This is a genomic window from Frateuria soli (assembly GCF_021117385.1).
GTDB lineage: Bacteria > Pseudomonadota > Gammaproteobacteria > Xanthomonadales > Rhodanobacteraceae > Frateuria_A > Frateuria_A soli.
Genome location: NZ_CP088252.1, coordinates 2,084,932 through 2,099,719 on the forward strand (window position 1 = coordinate 2,084,932; position 14,788 = coordinate 2,099,719).

The following is a 14,788-nucleotide window of genomic DNA, read 5'->3' on the forward strand; positions in this document are numbered from 1 at the left end:
ACTTCCCGCCCCTCGGCAAAAGGCGGCCCCGCCGCGCACGGCCATTCATCCACGGCACGGGCAAGAACCGCCGCAAATCCGTATAATTGCGGAGTTTACCCCTCCGAAACTTACGTGGCGGCTCATCAAGCGCCGCCCGGGCCTGTGCCATGTCCATCGAAAAACTGCGCAATATCGCCATCGTCGCCCACGTCGACCACGGCAAGACCACTCTCGTCGACCAGCTCCTGAAGCAGTCCGGCACCCTGTCCGAACGCACGGTGCTGGCCGAGCGCGTGATGGACTCCAATGACCAGGAAAAGGAACGCGGCATCACCATCCTGGCCAAGAACACGGCCATCAGCTGGCAGGGCAACCGCATCAACATCGTCGACACCCCGGGCCACGCCGACTTCGGCGGCGAGGTCGAGCGCGTGCTGTCGATGGTCGACACCGTGCTGATCCTGGTCGACGCGATGGACGGCCCGATGCCGCAGACCCGCTTCGTGACGCAGAAGGCCTTCGCGATGGGCTTCAAGCCGATCGTGGTGGTCAACAAGATCGACCGCCCCGGTGCACGCCCCGAGTGGGTCGTGGAGCAGGTGTGGGACCTGTTCGACCGCCTGGGCGCCACGCCCGAGCAGATGGACTTTCCGATCGTCTACGCCTCGGCGCTGAACGGCTACGCCTCGCTGGACGAGAACGCCCGCGAAGGCGACATGACCCCGCTCTACGAAGCGATCATGCAGCACGCGCCCAAGCCGGAAGTCGACCCGGAAGGCCCGTTCCAGATGCGCATCAGCCAGCTGGACTACAACAACTTCGTGGGCGTGATCGGCATCGGCCGCATCCAGCGCGGCACGCTGAAGAAGAACATGCCGGTCGCGGTGATCGACCGCCACGGCAAGAAGCGCCAGGGCAAGGTGCTGCAGGTGCTGGGCTTCATGGGCCTGGAGCGCATCGAGCAGGACAGCGCCGAGGCCGGTGACATCGTGGCCATCTCCGGCATCGCCGACCTGACGATCTCCGACACCGTCTGCTCGCTGGACAAGCCCGAGGCGCTGCCGGCGCTGACCGTCGACGAGCCGACCATCTCGATGACCTTCCAGGTCAACAACTCGCCGTTCGCCGGCAACAAGGATCTCTCCGGCGGCAAGTTCCTCACCAGCCGCCAGCTCAAGGACCGCCTCGAGCGCGAGCAGGTGCACAACGTGGCGCTGCGCGTCGAGCAGGGTTCGGATGCGGACAAGTTCCTGGTCTCCGGTCGCGGCGAACTGCATCTGTCGGTACTGATCGAGAACATGCGCCGCGAGGGCTACGAGCTCGCCGTGTCGCGTCCGGAAGTGATCATCAAGGAGATCGACGGCCAGAAGATGGAGCCGTTCGAGCAGCTGGTGGTCGACGTGGAGGAGATCCACCAGGGGCCGGTGATGGAGCGTCTGGGGATCCGCAAGGGCCAGCTCAAGAACATGGAGCCGGACGGCAAGGGTCGCGTGCGCCTGGAGTACATGATCCCGGCGCGTGGCCTGATCGGCTTCCAGAACCAGTTCAAGACCCTGACCCAGGGCTCGGGCCTGCTGTTCCACGTGTTCGATCATTACGGTCCGAAGGAAGAAGGCCAGATCGCCAAGCGCCAGAACGGCGTGATGATCGCCAACGCCGGCGGCACGACCCCCGCCTACTCGCTCGGCCCGCTGCAGGAGCGCGGCAAGCTGTTCGCCGCCGAGGGCGACAACGTGTACGAGGGCCAGCTGGTCGGCATCCACGCCAAGGACAACGACCTGACCGTCAACGCGATCAAGCCCAAGCCGCTGACCAACATGCGCGCCTCGGGCAAGGATGACGCCATCCAGCTCACCCCGGCGATCAAGTTCTCGCTGGAGCAGGCGCTGGACTTCATCGACGACGACGAGCTGGTCGAGGTCACGCCCAAGGAAATCCGCCTGCGCAAGAAGCACCTGACCGAGAACGACCGCAAGAAGGCCTCGCGCGCGGCGTGACTGCCATCGCAAGCTGGAGCAGGAAAAGCCGCCGCAAGGCGGCTTTTTCTTTCGCGTGCACGTGGCGACCACGGCGGCGCGCGCACCGTCGGAGGCGTCCGGCGCGGGGGCGCCGGCGCAAGACCCGAGGACGTGTCATGGAGATATCGAGCAGCCGGCCGGTGTCCTTCACCCAGGTCGGCAACGAGCTGGATGGCTTGAAGAACGAGGTGGAAGCGATGTCCCTGGTGCTGCGGGCGCTGGTCGAATCGCATCCGGCACCGGCCGAACTGGTCAGACGCTGGCGCGAACTGAGCCGCGAGCCGATCGAGCAGACCCGGCCCAAGGGCTGCCACCAGGGCGTGCTCACGCGGAAGGAGCGGCTCTACCAGTCGCTGCAGCGCTGGTCGCACACCGTCCACAGCGCCGAAGTTTCAGGCCCCCTCTCCCCGCCGGGGAGAGGACTGGGGTGAGCGGCTGCGCTTCCCGCACCGGGCAGCCACACCGCTCTAGCGGTTGTCGCCCTTGGGGAACCTCACCCGGTCGGGCTCGGCGTTGAGCCGCGCCAGCATCGTGCCGATCAGCCGCGTCTTGACGCTGCCCGCATGGCGCGGGTCCACCACGTAGCGCACGATCGCGTCCACCCAGGTGTTGGCGTCGATGCGGAACAGCACCGATGGCCGTTCGTTGACCTGCAACTGGTCCACCGGCGTCGTGGCCAGCACCTCGCGGAAGGTCCGCACGCGCTCGAGCATGGCCTCGCCCAGCTCCTCTTCGGCCGCCTCGCGCATCACCTGCGCCACGAAGGCGAAATCGCTGTCGTAGGCCACCTGGAACTTGATCTCGTTCCAGACGTACGGGAACACCGGCCACGAATAGTTGTAGACCGCGCTGGTCAGTACGTTGGCGTTGGGAAACTTGATGATCCGTCCGCTCGGATGGTCCGAGGAGAGGTATGGGCCGCCGACCTCCCACAGCGTGGTGTCCAGGTAGGTCACGTCGATCACGTCGCCGGTGGCCTCGCCGATCTGGATGCGGTCGCCCACCCGGTAGGGCTCGCGCACCAGGATGTAGACCCAGCCGATGAAGCTGGTGATCGGCGTCTGCAGCGCAAAGCCCAGCACCAGCGAGATCAGGCCCAGCGAGGCCACCGCCGCATACCAGTTGGCGAACAGCACCGACACCACGATCAGCGCCAGGATGATGTACACCATCAGCCGCAGGATCCGCCTGAGGTTGTAGCGCGTGACTGCCGTCTGCGCCCGCTCGATGGCAAACGCCTGCACCAGCCGCGAGAGCGCCAGCGTCAGCACGATCGCCATGGCGCCCACGGTCGCGCGTCGGGCCATCGGCAGGTAGCGGCCGAGGATGCCGAAGAACTCCAGCCGCAGCAGGTAGAACAGGATGCCCAGCGCGGCCAGCACCAGCGCATAGACGATCAGCCACAACTTGTGCCCCGACCGGACCGGTCGCTTGTGCTTGTGATGGGTCGCGGTGCTGGTGGCCAGCGCACGACGCACGTCGGCGCGGCGTTCGACCCTGCGTACGGCCTTGTCGGTCATGCGTTCTCCCGGGGTGTTCCACGCTCGGCACAGCAGACAACCGCGGCGGTGCCGGTCGGGTGAAGGCGTTGACCCGCGCTGCACGCAGGGCGCGGATGATGAGCCCGGTTCCCTGCGGGAGCGCACCCGCGCACGACCCGGGCCTTCCCGGTCGCGCACACGGCGCGCTCCCGCAGGATCGTCTGCCAGGAGAGGAAATGCCGACCGAACCCGCCACCACCAGCGAGGCCCGTCCGCCACCGCGACCGCGCTGGAAGCGGCGCCTGCTGTGGACCGGCCTGGGCGCGTTCGCGGCGCTGGTGATCGGCGTGCTGTTACTCAACCTCGTCCCGCGGACCCAGCAGCTGGTCCATCCGCTGGGCCCGCTGAGCCCGGTCGAGAGCGCGCAGTTCCGGCGCGAGATCGGCAACCTGCTCGGCCCGGCGATCGTGGACGGCAACGCCGTGGTCGATTTCCAGAACGGCGCGGAGATCTTTCCCGCGATGCTGGAGGCGATCCGTTCGGCCAAGGCCAGCGTGGACATGGAGACCTACATCTACTGGTCCGGCCACGTCGCCGAGCAGTTTGTCCAGGCGCTCACCGAACGCGCCCGCGCCGGCGTGCGCGTGCACGTGATCGCCGACTGGGTCGGGTCGTCGAAGATGCACGACGACGTGGTCAAGGCACTGCGCGCCGGCGGCGTGCACTTCGAGTACTTCCATCCGCTGCGCTGGTACGACATCGACCGCATCAACAACCGCACCCACCGCAAGCTGCTGATCGTCGACGGCCGCGTGGCCTTCACCGGCGGCGTGGGCATCGCCGACGAGTGGAATGGGCACGGCAACAGGCCCGACATCTGGCGCGACATGCAGATCCGCGTGACCGGCCCGGCCGCGTTGCAGATGCAGGCGGTGTTCGAGGACAACTGGATCACCACCACCGGGCAGGCACTGCTCGGCCCGGAGTACTACCCCGAGGTGCCCTCGGCGGGCGACATCGCGGTACAGACCGTTTCCAGCTCGCCGGAGGGCGGCAGCGAGAACCTCCAGTTGATGTACCTCATGGCGATCGATGGCGCGCGCAAGGCGATCGACCTGGAGGCTGCCTATTTCGTGCCAGACGAACTGACCATGTCCGCGCTCAAGCGCGCGCTCAAACGCGGCGTGCGCATCCGCCTGGTGGTTCCGGGACCCTACGTGGACAGCGAGATCATCAGCAACGCCGCGCAGACCCGCTGGGGGGAGATGCTCCAGGCAGGCGCGCACATCTACCGCTTCCAGCCGGCCATGTTCCACAACAAGCTGATGATCGTGGACCGCTACCTCACCATCGCCGGCAGTGCCAACTTCGACAACCGCTCCTTCAGCCTCAACGACGAATCCAACGTGCTCGTATTCGACCACGCGTTCGCGGAGCACATGACCGACGTCGTCGACGCCGACATTGCGAGGTCGAAGGAACTCTCGCTCGAGCAATGGCGACACCGTCCATGGACGCGCCGCGTGCTGGACTGGCTCTCCGCGCTGGGCGCGGCGCAGTACTAGAAGGCCGCCGATGCCCACCCGCAAGCCGCTCAAGGTCGCCACCTTCAACATCAACGGCGTGCGCACGCGCCTGGCCTCGCTGTTGGCCTGGCTGGAACGCGAGGCGCCGGACGTGGTCTGCCTGCAGGAGCTGAAGGCACCGGACGAGGCCTTTCCCGCCGGACCCATCCGCGATGCCGGGTACGGGGCGATCTGGCACGGCCAGCGCTCGTGGAACGGCGTGGCGATCCTGGCCCGCGGGGCCGATCCGCTGGAGAGCCGCCGCGGCCTGCCGGGCGACCCGAAGGATGTCCAGAGCCGCTACCTGGAGGCGGCCGCGCACGGCCTGATCGTCGGCTGCCTGTACCTGCCCAACGGCAACCCGCAGCCGGGGCCCAAGTTCGACTACAAGCTGGCCTGGTTCGACCGCTTCATCGACTACGCGCACGGCCTGGTCGAGAGCGAGCACCCGGTGGTGCTGGCCGGCGACTACAACGTGGTGCCCACCGACGAGGACATCTACAACCCGCGCTCCTGGCGCAAGGATGCGTTGCTGCAGCCGGAAAGCCGCGAGCGCTACGCGGATCTGCTGGCCCAGGGCTGGACCGACTCGCTCCGTCGGCACTTCGGCGAGGAGCGCGTCTACACCTTCTGGGACTACTTCCGCCAGCATTGGGAGCGCAACTCCGGATTGCGCATCGACCACCTGCTGCTCAACCGCGCACTGGCGCCGCGCCTGAAGGATGCAGGTGTGGATCGCTGGGTCCGCGCCTTGCCGCATCCGAGCGACCACGCGCCGACGTGGGTTTCGCTGGCGCGCAAACGGCAAGGCTGAGCAAGACGTCCCCGCCAAGCCACCGCATTTCTGGCACATTGGCTCCCGCCTTCTCGCACACTCGGGGAATCCATGCGTCTCCTGCCCAGCCTCGCCGGCTTCGCGCTGGCCGCCACCGGCCTGGCCGCCCACGCCGCCGACAACTTCGCCGCCAGCACCTTCGCGCGCGACCCGTCCCAGCCGGTCGACCAGGCCTACACCGCGCAGATCGCCCGCTTCACCACCGATCCGAAGTTCAACACGCCGCTGACCGACTACCTGCCCGCCTCGGCCACCGTGCCCACGCCTTTGCAGGTGCTCGGCCATATTTCCGGTGCCGCGGACTGGTTGCCCTACTCGGCCGACGTCTACCGCTACTTCCATGCGCTGGACACCGCCAGCCCCCGGGTGAAGGTGTTCGGCATCGGCCGGACCGAGGAAGGGCGCGAGATGATCGCCGTGGCGATCGCCGACGAGGCCCTGCTGGCCAACCTCCAAGCCAACGACGCGCGCCTGGCGCAACTGGCCGACCCGCGCACGATCGACATGGACGACGCACGGGCCGACGCCCTGATCAGGGAAACCATGCCGGTCTACTACATCACCGGCTCGATCCACTCCACCGAAACCGGTGCGCCCACGGCGTTGATGGAGCTGGCCTATCGTCTCGCGGTGGACGACGCGCCCTACATCCGCAACATCCGCTCGCACGTGATCACCCTGATCACGCCCATCGTCGAGGTGGACGGCCGCGACCGCATGGTCGATCTCTACAACTGGCACAAGGCGCACCCGGGCCAGGACTACCCGCATCTGCTCTACTGGGGCCACTACGTCGCGCACGACAACAACCGCGACGCGATGGGCATGACGCTGGCACTCACCCGCAACGTCGCCGACACCTACATCGACTGGCATGCGCAGGTGCTGCATGACCTGCACGAGTCGGTGCCGTTCCTGTACGACAACACCGTCGGCGACGGCCCCTACAACGCCTGGATCGACCCGATCCTGACCAGCGAGTGGCAACAGCTGGGCTGGGACAACGTGCAGAAGATGACCCAGCTCGGACTGCCGGGGGTGTTCACCCATGGCGACTTCGACACCTGGAGTCCCGGGTACCTCATGTTCATCGCGGCCATGCACAACGGCATCAGCCGCCTGTACGAGACCTTCGGCAACGGCGGCGCCGACACACGCAAGCGCATCCTCGACCCGTCCGAATACGAACGCACCTGGTACCGGCCCAACCCGCCCTTGCCCGAGGTCACATGGTCGCAGCGCAACAACAACAATTACGAGCAGACCGGCGTGCTCACCGCGCTGGACTACTTCGCCCGCAACAGCCAGGGATTCCTCAGGAACTTCTACCTGAAGGCGAAGCGCTCGATCGGGAAGCCCACCGAAGCAGGGCCCGCGGCCTACGTGCTGCCGGGCGACGAGAAGCGCACCGGCACCCAGGCCCAGCTGCTGCGCGTGCTCGAGCGCCAGCACGTGGAGATCAGCCGCGCCAGCGCGCCCTTCAGCGTGACCCTGCCCGCCACCGGCGGCGACACGAAGACCCGTACGCGCCGCTTCCCCGCCGGCAGCTACGTGGTGCGCATGGACCAGCCCTACTCGCGCATCGCCGACACGCTGCTCGACCGCCAGTACTGGTCGCCCAAGGACCCGCAGCAGCATCCCTACGACGACACCGGCTGGTCGATGGGTGACCTGTTCGACGTCGAGGTGGTGCGCGTGACGGACCGGGACGTGCTCGAGGCGCCGGTGGCGCGACTGGACAAGCCCGTCGGCGTGCCCGCAGGCCTGGCCGGCGTCGACGCCACCGACGCGAAGCTGCCCCGCGTGGCGCTGATGCACACCTGGCTCAGCACGCAGACCGAGGGCTGGTGGCGGATGGCGCTGGACGAGCTGGGCGTGCGCTACGACTACATCAGCACGCAGGACGTGGCGCGCATGCCGGACCTGCATGCGAAGTACGACGCGATCCTGTTCGCCCCGATCGGTGACGCCAGCCTGCGGCGCATCCTCGACGGCCTGCCGATGTGGGGGCCGCCGATGCCCTGGCAGACCAGCCCGGTCACCCCCAACCTTGGCCACATCGACAGCACGCCGGACATCCGCCCGGGCCTGGGCGAAGCGGGCCTGGCCAACCTCCGGCGCTTCGTGCACGAGGGCGGCCTGCTGGTCACCGCCGAGGACACCGCCAGGTTCGCCATCGACGCGGGCCTTGCACCCGGCGTGTTCGTGACGCCTACGGCCAGGCTCAAGGTGGTCGGCAGCGTGCTGCAGGCGGACTTCGTCGACCATGACAGTCCGGTCGCGGCGGGCTATGGCGACCACCTGGCGCTTTACAGCGCGGCGGGACAGTCCTTCACCGTGTCCAACCTGCTCACCGGCGACCACGGCCTGCCCTCCGCGCGCGACGCCGAGCGCCCCACCGGTCGCGGCGGCCCGCAGGACCAGGACGCGCCCGAGGGCCGCCCCTCCGCTCCGCCGCCCGCCCTGCCCGACGCCAAGCCGTGGCAGGCACTGCCGCTGAACGAGGACCAGGCCTACAACAACCCCTGGGTGATTCCCGATGACCAGCGGCCGCGGGTGATCCTGCGCTTTGCCGATGCCAAGCGGCTGCTGGTCTCCGGCCTGCTCGATGGCGGCGGGGAAATGGCCGAGCGCGCGGCGGTGGTCGAGGCGCACTACGGCAAGGGGCACGTGCTGCTGTTTGCCGGCAACCCGATCTGGCGGGGAGAGACCCTGGGGAGCTACCCGCTGGTGCTCAACGCGCTGACGCATTTCGACCGGCTGGACGAGGGACGCTGAAGCCGGGCGGCCCTTCGGCCCTCGCTACACGTCGCCCCGCACGAGCGGCCCCCTTTCCGCCGTTCGTGCAGGGCACCGATGTCGGAGCACCCGTCCCCGGGCGACCGGCCCGATCCCTCTCCCGGGAGAGGGTACCGTCAGGCGGCAAGGGGCCGGACGAACCGTGGCGCACCGGCACCAACGCGCATCCAATCCTCTGCCTGAAGGAAGGCAGGCTTGCGCGAGCCGCCCGCCTGAACACCGCCAGCCCGTCTCACGGGTTTTTCATCACCCATTGCCGTTTGCGCCCCAAGACTCGGGCGCACCCACTCGTCTGGAGAACGGCCATGACAAAGCTCGCTTCGATGACCCTCCTGCTGGCCCTCGGCGCCTCCGGTGCGGCGATGGCGCAGCAGGCGATGACCGAGGCGCAGGTACGCGAGACGTTGATCCACCAGGGCTACAACGACATCGACGACCTAGAGTTCGACGGCGGCATGTGGCGCGCCGAGGCCGAGAGCGCGGACGGCAACGACGTCTCGCTGCGCATCGACCCGGGGAGCGGCAAGGTCTATCCGGACGAGAAGGTTTCGCGCCTGAGCGCGGACGACGTGCGCGCCTCGCTTGCGACGCAGGGCTACACCAACGTGCACGACGTGGACTTCGACGACGGCGTTTGGCACGCCAAGGCGGACGACACGAACGACCACCGTGTCGAACTGGTCATCGATCCGGCGAGCGGCCGGGTGGTCGACAGCGACGACTGAGTTTCAGCGCGCCGCCGCACCCGCCGGACCAAGTGCATGGTCCGCGGGTGGGGCGCGGAATTGCTCGCGCCAGCGCAGCGCCCCCAGCACCAGCAGCACGAGCAGTGCCACCAGCAACAGAATCAATCCTCGTCGGCGCTTGCCCTTTCCCATGAACGTTCCCCGCGAAGCCCGGTACCCGAACCTAGCGGGGCCGGCGTCGTGATCGCGTGCGTATCGCGCTAGCCCGCGGGGAGCGGCCAACGCCCGAGCACGCGGTATTCGGTGCGCCCTAGCAGGCTGTGGATGAGCAGGAATTCCCGCACCGTCCAGCGCAACGGCTCGACCGGCTGCGGCGCCACCGTGCACGCGTCGTAGAGCAGCGTCAGATGCGGCACGAAGGCGCGCTCGCGCCGCACCAGGCCGGCTGCGACGAGCTGCGTGGCCAGGGCCTCGTACAGCGCGGCCAGCCCTGTCGAGCCTTCCGCACCCAGCAACACGAACGGGTGCTTGCCGGCGCGGCCACGAAAACTCCCCACGCGATCGAAACGCGCCTCGAACGAAGGCAACGCGACAGCCGTTGCCGCCGCACGGGCCTCGTCCACCCGTCGCTGCGGCAGGCCGGCGAAGTCGCCCAGGTGATGCAGCGTCACGTGCAGGTGCCCGGTTGGCCTTGGCCGCCCACGCAGGCCGAGGCCGCCGCGCAGCTGACCGGCAAGCGCAGCCACCCGCTCCGCCACCTCCGGCGGCGGCACCACGGCGAAGAACAGGCGGTCGGTGGGGTGAGGGGCGGCAAAGCCGCCCAGGGAACTCTGCTGCATGGCGTCGTCGTGCGAGGCAAAGCGCCATTGTAGGCGGCGGTGCACAATGGAGCGCCCACACGACGAGCACCTCCATGCCGAAGATCCATGTCACGAACGTCCCGCAACGCCGTGGCTCGGGCTACCCGGCACCTTTTGCCCTGGTCGCGAAAGACCGCGTCAAGCAGGCGCTGGGCGATGCCGGCGGCCTGACCGACTTCGGCGTCAACCTGTCGCAGTTGCCGCCGGGCGGCTGGTCAAGCCAGCGCCACTGGCACACACGCGAGGACGAGTTCGTCTATGTGCTGTCGGGTGAGCTGGTGCTCGTCACCGACGGGGGCGAGGAGCCGTTGCGCGCGGGTGATTGCGCGGCGTTCCCGAAGAACCTGCCCGACGGCCACCACCTGGTCAACCGCGGCAGCGAGGTGGCCGTCTATCTCGAGATCGGCACGCGCTCGGCCGAGGATGCCTGCCACTACCCGGACATCGACCTGTACGTCGAAGGCGATGGCGCCTTCACCCACAAGGACGGCACGCCCTACTGAGTCACTCCCCGCCCGGGCGCAGGTCGGCCCCGGGATCGCTCTTGCAGACCGCGTGACCGCCGCCGCACCGTACCGCCCCGGGGCGGCCCGAACTGGCCGCCTCGCGGCTTTGGTCGCTGCAGTACTTCCGCCACCGGGCCTGGCGGTGCATTGAGGGTGGCCGCAGCGGCAGCCATTGTCGGACATGGCTCGACGCCAGGTGGGGGGCATCGCGGCGCGATGGAAACGAATGCGGCGCATCGCGCTTCCTTGCCCTGGCTCAGCCATGGGCCACCGCAAGGGGGGGGGCGGGGAACCGGGTGCCACCCGGCTAGGGAAGCGCGATGCGCCAACGGCACCGAGATTGCCCGGCCGCACGTGAAGGCACCGGCGAGGAATCGCGCAGCGTCCGTCACTTGTCGCGCAGGGCCTCGACCTGGATGCGCAGCGCGACATGCATGTCGAAGCCGTAGTCCTTGCCCGCGTCCAGCCCGAATGCGCTGCGATCGAAGCTGCCCCGTGCGTCGGCACCGCAGTACTCGCGCTTGAGCACCGGGTGCGGGATGCACCTGAAGTGGTCGATGCGCAGATCCACCGGGCGGGTCACCCCGCGCAGCGTCAGGCTGCCCTCGACCCGGGTCGGCGCGCCATCCACGAAACCCGCCAGCCGTCCCTGGTAGACCGCACGCGGGTGGCGCGCGGCGTCGAGGAAGTCCTTGCCCCTGGCCCAGGTATTGAGCGCGTCCTGGCCAAAATCGATGCTGTCCAGCGCGATGCTCACCTCCAGGCTGCCGCGGCCGTCCGCCTTGTCCATCTCCACCCACCCCTGGCTGTGGTTGAACTTGCCGCGCCAGGTCGAGATGCCCATGTGGTCGGCCTCGAAACTGGGGTAGGTGTGATCCGGGTCGAGCGTGTAGTGCACGGGCGCAGCGGTGGCGGTGCCGGCCAGCAGCAACGCGACCGGCAGCAGCCGGGCAAGGCGGGATGGGATGCGCATGGTCTCTCCTTCAGTGGCTGGCGCCCTCGCGCCGACATGGAGCGACGTGCGACGGGCCCGCGAATCGACACCCGGCCCGCCCCGTTCGGCGGAGGCGGGTCCATGCAAGTACCTTCCGCGTCAGCTTTTTGCGTGGGAAGCTTGCTGCCATGATGCCTGCGCGGTCGCCACCTTGGAGTCATCCATGGTCCAGAGCACGCGGCACTCCTCCTGGCCGGTCGGCCAAGGCGAGATGGCCGGGTGCATCCGTCGGCACGACTGGGCTGCCACCGCGCTGGGACCGATCGCCGGCTGGCCGCCGCACCTGCGCACCGCGGTCGACATCTGCCTGGCTTCCCCGCTGCCGATCGCGATCCTCTGGGGCGAGCAGAGGCTTCAGCTCTACAACGATGCCTACCGTGCCATCGCGCAGCAACGCCATCCGGCGATCCTGGGGCGACCGGTCCTGGAGAACTGGGCCGAGGTGCGCGACCTCATCGGCCCCATGCTGGACCGGGTTTTCACCAACGGCGAGCCGAGCGTGGCGGAGAACATGCCGGTGCTGGTGGAAGACACGTCCGGTGTGCCGGTCGAGCGCGTCTTCGCTTTCACCTTCTCGGCGATCCACGATCGCTACGGCCGGGTGACCGGCGCCTTCCACACCGCCGTGGAAGTCACCGCGCGGCTGCGCACCGAGCACCACCTGCGCGACGTGCTGAGCGAGGCCGGACTGGGCGCGGGCTTCCGGGCACTGTTCCAGGCGGCGCCGGCGCCCTTGCTGTTGCTCGCACCGCCGGATTTCCGCGTGGTCGCCGCCAACGATGCACTGCTGCGCGCGAGCGGCAGATCGAGCGAGAGCCTGCTGGGGCGTCCGGGGTTCGATCTGCTCGCCTCCTGGACGAACCACGCCGAGGTCGAACAGCAGCTGCGCGTGTCGCTGGACCGGGTGCTCAGGCGACGCGTTGCGGACAGCCTGCCGATGGTGGTGCAGCGCCACCGCTCGCGCCAGCGCGGCCCGCGCTACTGGTCCATCAGCAACACGCCGGTGCTGGATCCTCGCGGACGGGTCGCGCTGGTACTCCACCGCTGCGAGGACGTGACCGAACTGGTGCGCCTGCACAGCGCGGGCGAGGCGCACGCGCAGCTGGACCGCGACCAGCAGGCACTGCTGGCCCGCCTGCGCGAGGTGGGCGCGACCAGGCCCGAGGCGACGCCGCAACAAACCCCGTGGCTGTTCACCGCGATGCTCGATTCGATCCCCGACTACATCTACGCCTTCGATCGCGCGCACCGCTTCGCCTACGTCAACCGCGCCATGCGCCAGCTGTTCGGTCAGGCCGGCGATCCGGTCGGCAGGACCTTCCAGGAGCTGGGTTACCCGTCCACGCTGGCGGAGCGACTGGACGGCCATCTCCGGCACATCTTCGACACCGGCGAAACGGTGGAGGACGAACTCTTCTTCACCAGCCCGAACGGTCCCCGCGCCTACTACCAGTTCGCCTGGGGACCGGTGCGTAGCGAGGGTGGCCGCATCGAGCAGGTCGTGGGCGTGTCGCGCGATACCAGCGAACGCCGCCGCATGGAGGAACGACTGCGCCAGGGCGAGGCGCGGCAATCGTTCCTGCTGCAGATGGGCGACCGCATCCGTGGGCTGGACGATGCCGCGCGGATCACCAGCGCCATCAGCGAGATGGTCGGCCGCCACCTGGGCGTGGGCCGCTGCGGCTATGGCGAGGTGACCGATTGCGGACAGTACTTCGTGGTCGAGCGCGACTGGACCGACGGCCAGATGCCCAGCCTGGCCGGACGCGTGCGACTGGCGGATTTCGGTGCCGCCGTGGTCGACCAGTACCGCGCCGCCCATACCGTCGTGCTGGAAGACACACTCGAAGATGCACGCACGCGCGGCAGTGGACAGGCCTATGCCAGGACCGGCCATGTGCGCGCCGGCGTGGGCGTGCCGCTGTCCAAGGGCGGCCGCTTCGTGGCCGTGTTCTACGTCAACCAGAGCCAGCCGCGGCATTGGCGCGACGAGGAAGTGGCGCTGCTTGGCGAGGTCGCCGAACGCATCTGGGCGGCCGTGGCGCGCGCCCGCGCCGAGCGCGCGCTGCGCGAGAGCGAGCAGCGCTACCGCGCCCTGTTCGACGCGCTCGACGAAGGATTCTGCCTGCTCGAGCGGGTGGATACCGCACCGGACCAGCCATCGGATTACCGCTATCTGGTCACCAACCCGGCCTTCGCGGCGCATACGGGCATCGACCGGGTGATCGGCAGGACCGTGCGCGAAGTGTTCCCGGAGGCCTCGGCGTTCTGGTACGACACGTTCGACAGCGTCATCGGCAGCGGCGAGGCCTTCCGCTTCGAACACGGCCTGGTTACCCACGGCCGGGTGTTCGACGTCTACGCCTGCCGCCTGGACGACGGCACGCACCGGCGCGTGGCGGTGCTGTTCCACGACATCACCGAACGCAAGCGGCACGACCAGCACCAGCGGCTGTTGCTGAACGAGCTCAACCACCGCGTGAAGAACACGCTGGTGACGGTGCAGTCGATGGCGATGCAGAGTTTCCGTCCCGACGTCGATCCGGAACTGGCCCGGTTGCAGTTCGAGGGCCGGCTGATGGCGCTGTCGCGTGCGCACGACATCCTCACGCGCGAGAGCTGGAGTCGCGCGCCGCTGGACGGGATCGTGCGCGAGGCGATCGCGCCGTATCGCGACCTGCACCATGACCGCCTGCACGCCGAGGGACCGCCGGTCTGGCTGCCACCACGCCACGCACTGGCCTTCGCGATGGTGCTGCACGAGCTGGGCACCAACGCGGTCAAGTACGGCGCCCTTTCCAACCAGGCCGGCCAGGTCGACATCCGCTGGGAGGCGCGCGGCAGATTGCGCCTGACCTGGACCGAATCCGGCGGGCCGCCGGTACAGCCGCCCACGGCGCGCGGCTTCGGCTCCCGCCTGATCGAGCGCGGCCTGCACCACGAGATCGGCGGCCGCGTCAGGCTGGAGTTCGCGCCCGGTGGCGTGGCCTGCAGCATCGAAGTGCCCCTGGACGAGCCTGATCGTCTCTGAGCGGCGCCCCATGGCGGCGCCTGCTGTGCGC

The 14,788-nt window shown here is 68.7% G+C and carries 12 protein-coding genes; 8 read left to right on the top strand and 4 right to left on the bottom strand.

Going from position 1 to position 14,788, the window contains the following annotated elements; translation table 11 throughout:
• Positions 1 to 149 precede the first annotated feature (149 nt).
• Together typA and LQ771_RS09590 are read left to right on the top strand one after the other, a co-directional pair.
• Positions 150 to 1,979, top strand: a complete 1,830-nt coding sequence (typA, locus tag LQ771_RS09585; RefSeq protein WP_231349179.1) for a translational GTPase TypA — start codon at positions 150 to 152, stop codon at positions 1,977 to 1,979.
• Positions 1,980 to 2,116: 137 nt separating this feature from the next.
• Positions 2,117 to 2,431 (top strand): hypothetical protein, encoded by a 315-nt coding sequence (locus LQ771_RS09590; RefSeq protein ID WP_231349180.1) that lies wholly within the window; start codon positions 2,117 to 2,119, stop codon positions 2,429 to 2,431.
• A 36-nt stretch (positions 2,432 to 2,467) separates the two neighbouring features.
• On the opposite strand, the gene LQ771_RS09595 is transcribed toward LQ771_RS09590, so the two are convergent.
• On the bottom strand, positions 2,468 to 3,520 hold the full coding sequence (locus tag LQ771_RS09595; protein ID WP_231349181.1) for a mechanosensitive ion channel family protein: 1,053 nt from the start codon (positions 3,518 to 3,520) through the stop codon (positions 2,468 to 2,470).
• Between the two features lie 197 nt (positions 3,521 to 3,717).
• Here LQ771_RS09595 and LQ771_RS09600 point away from each other — a divergent pair, with 197 nt between their 5' ends.
• From LQ771_RS09600 to LQ771_RS09615, 4 genes are all read left to right on the top strand, one after another.
• Positions 3,718 to 5,046, top strand: coding sequence for a phospholipase D-like domain-containing protein (locus LQ771_RS09600; protein WP_231349182.1), 1,329 nt, complete (start codon positions 3,718 to 3,720; stop codon positions 5,044 to 5,046).
• Positions 5,047 to 5,056: 10 nt separating this feature from the next.
• Positions 5,057 to 5,860 carry an exodeoxyribonuclease III gene (gene xth / locus LQ771_RS09605; RefSeq protein ID WP_231349183.1) on the top strand — a complete coding sequence of 268 codons (804 nt, stop codon included), beginning with the start codon at positions 5,057 to 5,059 and terminating at the stop codon, positions 5,858 to 5,860.
• A 72-nt stretch (positions 5,861 to 5,932) separates the two neighbouring features.
• Positions 5,933 to 8,659, top strand: a complete 2,727-nt coding sequence (locus LQ771_RS09610; protein ID WP_231349184.1) for a M14 family zinc carboxypeptidase — start codon at positions 5,933 to 5,935, stop codon at positions 8,657 to 8,659.
• Positions 8,660 to 8,985: 326 nt separating this feature from the next.
• Positions 8,986 to 9,405 (top strand): PepSY domain-containing protein, encoded by a 420-nt coding sequence (locus LQ771_RS09615; protein ID WP_231349185.1) that lies wholly within the window; start codon positions 8,986 to 8,988, stop codon positions 9,403 to 9,405.
• Positions 9,406 to 9,408: 3 nt separating this feature from the next.
• Here LQ771_RS09615 and LQ771_RS09620 read toward each other — a convergent pair whose 3' ends face one another.
• Both LQ771_RS09620 and thpR read right to left on the bottom strand, forming a co-directional pair.
• On the bottom strand, positions 9,409 to 9,558 hold the full coding sequence (locus LQ771_RS09620) for a hypothetical protein (RefSeq protein WP_231349186.1): 150 nt from the start codon (positions 9,556 to 9,558) through the stop codon (positions 9,409 to 9,411).
• Positions 9,559 to 9,626: 68 nt separating this feature from the next.
• Positions 9,627 to 10,205: an RNA 2',3'-cyclic phosphodiesterase gene (gene thpR / locus LQ771_RS09625; protein ID WP_231349187.1), complete on the bottom strand. Its 579-nt coding sequence runs from the start codon at positions 10,203 to 10,205 to the stop codon at positions 9,627 to 9,629.
• Between the two features lie 74 nt (positions 10,206 to 10,279).
• Between thpR and LQ771_RS09630 the strand changes: the two genes are divergently transcribed.
• Positions 10,280 to 10,729, top strand: coding sequence for a cupin domain-containing protein (locus LQ771_RS09630; RefSeq protein ID WP_231349188.1), 450 nt, complete (start codon positions 10,280 to 10,282; stop codon positions 10,727 to 10,729).
• A 391-nt stretch (positions 10,730 to 11,120) separates the two neighbouring features.
• Here LQ771_RS09630 and LQ771_RS09635 read toward each other — a convergent pair whose 3' ends face one another.
• On the bottom strand, positions 11,121 to 11,705 hold the full coding sequence (locus LQ771_RS09635) for a YceI family protein (RefSeq protein WP_231349189.1): 585 nt from the start codon (positions 11,703 to 11,705) through the stop codon (positions 11,121 to 11,123).
• A 184-nt stretch (positions 11,706 to 11,889) separates the two neighbouring features.
• On the opposite strand from LQ771_RS09635, the gene LQ771_RS09640 reads away from it, so the two are divergent.
• Complete coding sequence (locus LQ771_RS09640; RefSeq protein ID WP_231349190.1) at positions 11,890 to 14,757, top strand: PAS domain-containing protein; 2,868 nt, start codon at positions 11,890 to 11,892, stop codon at positions 14,755 to 14,757.
• Positions 14,758 to 14,788 lie beyond the last annotated feature (31 nt).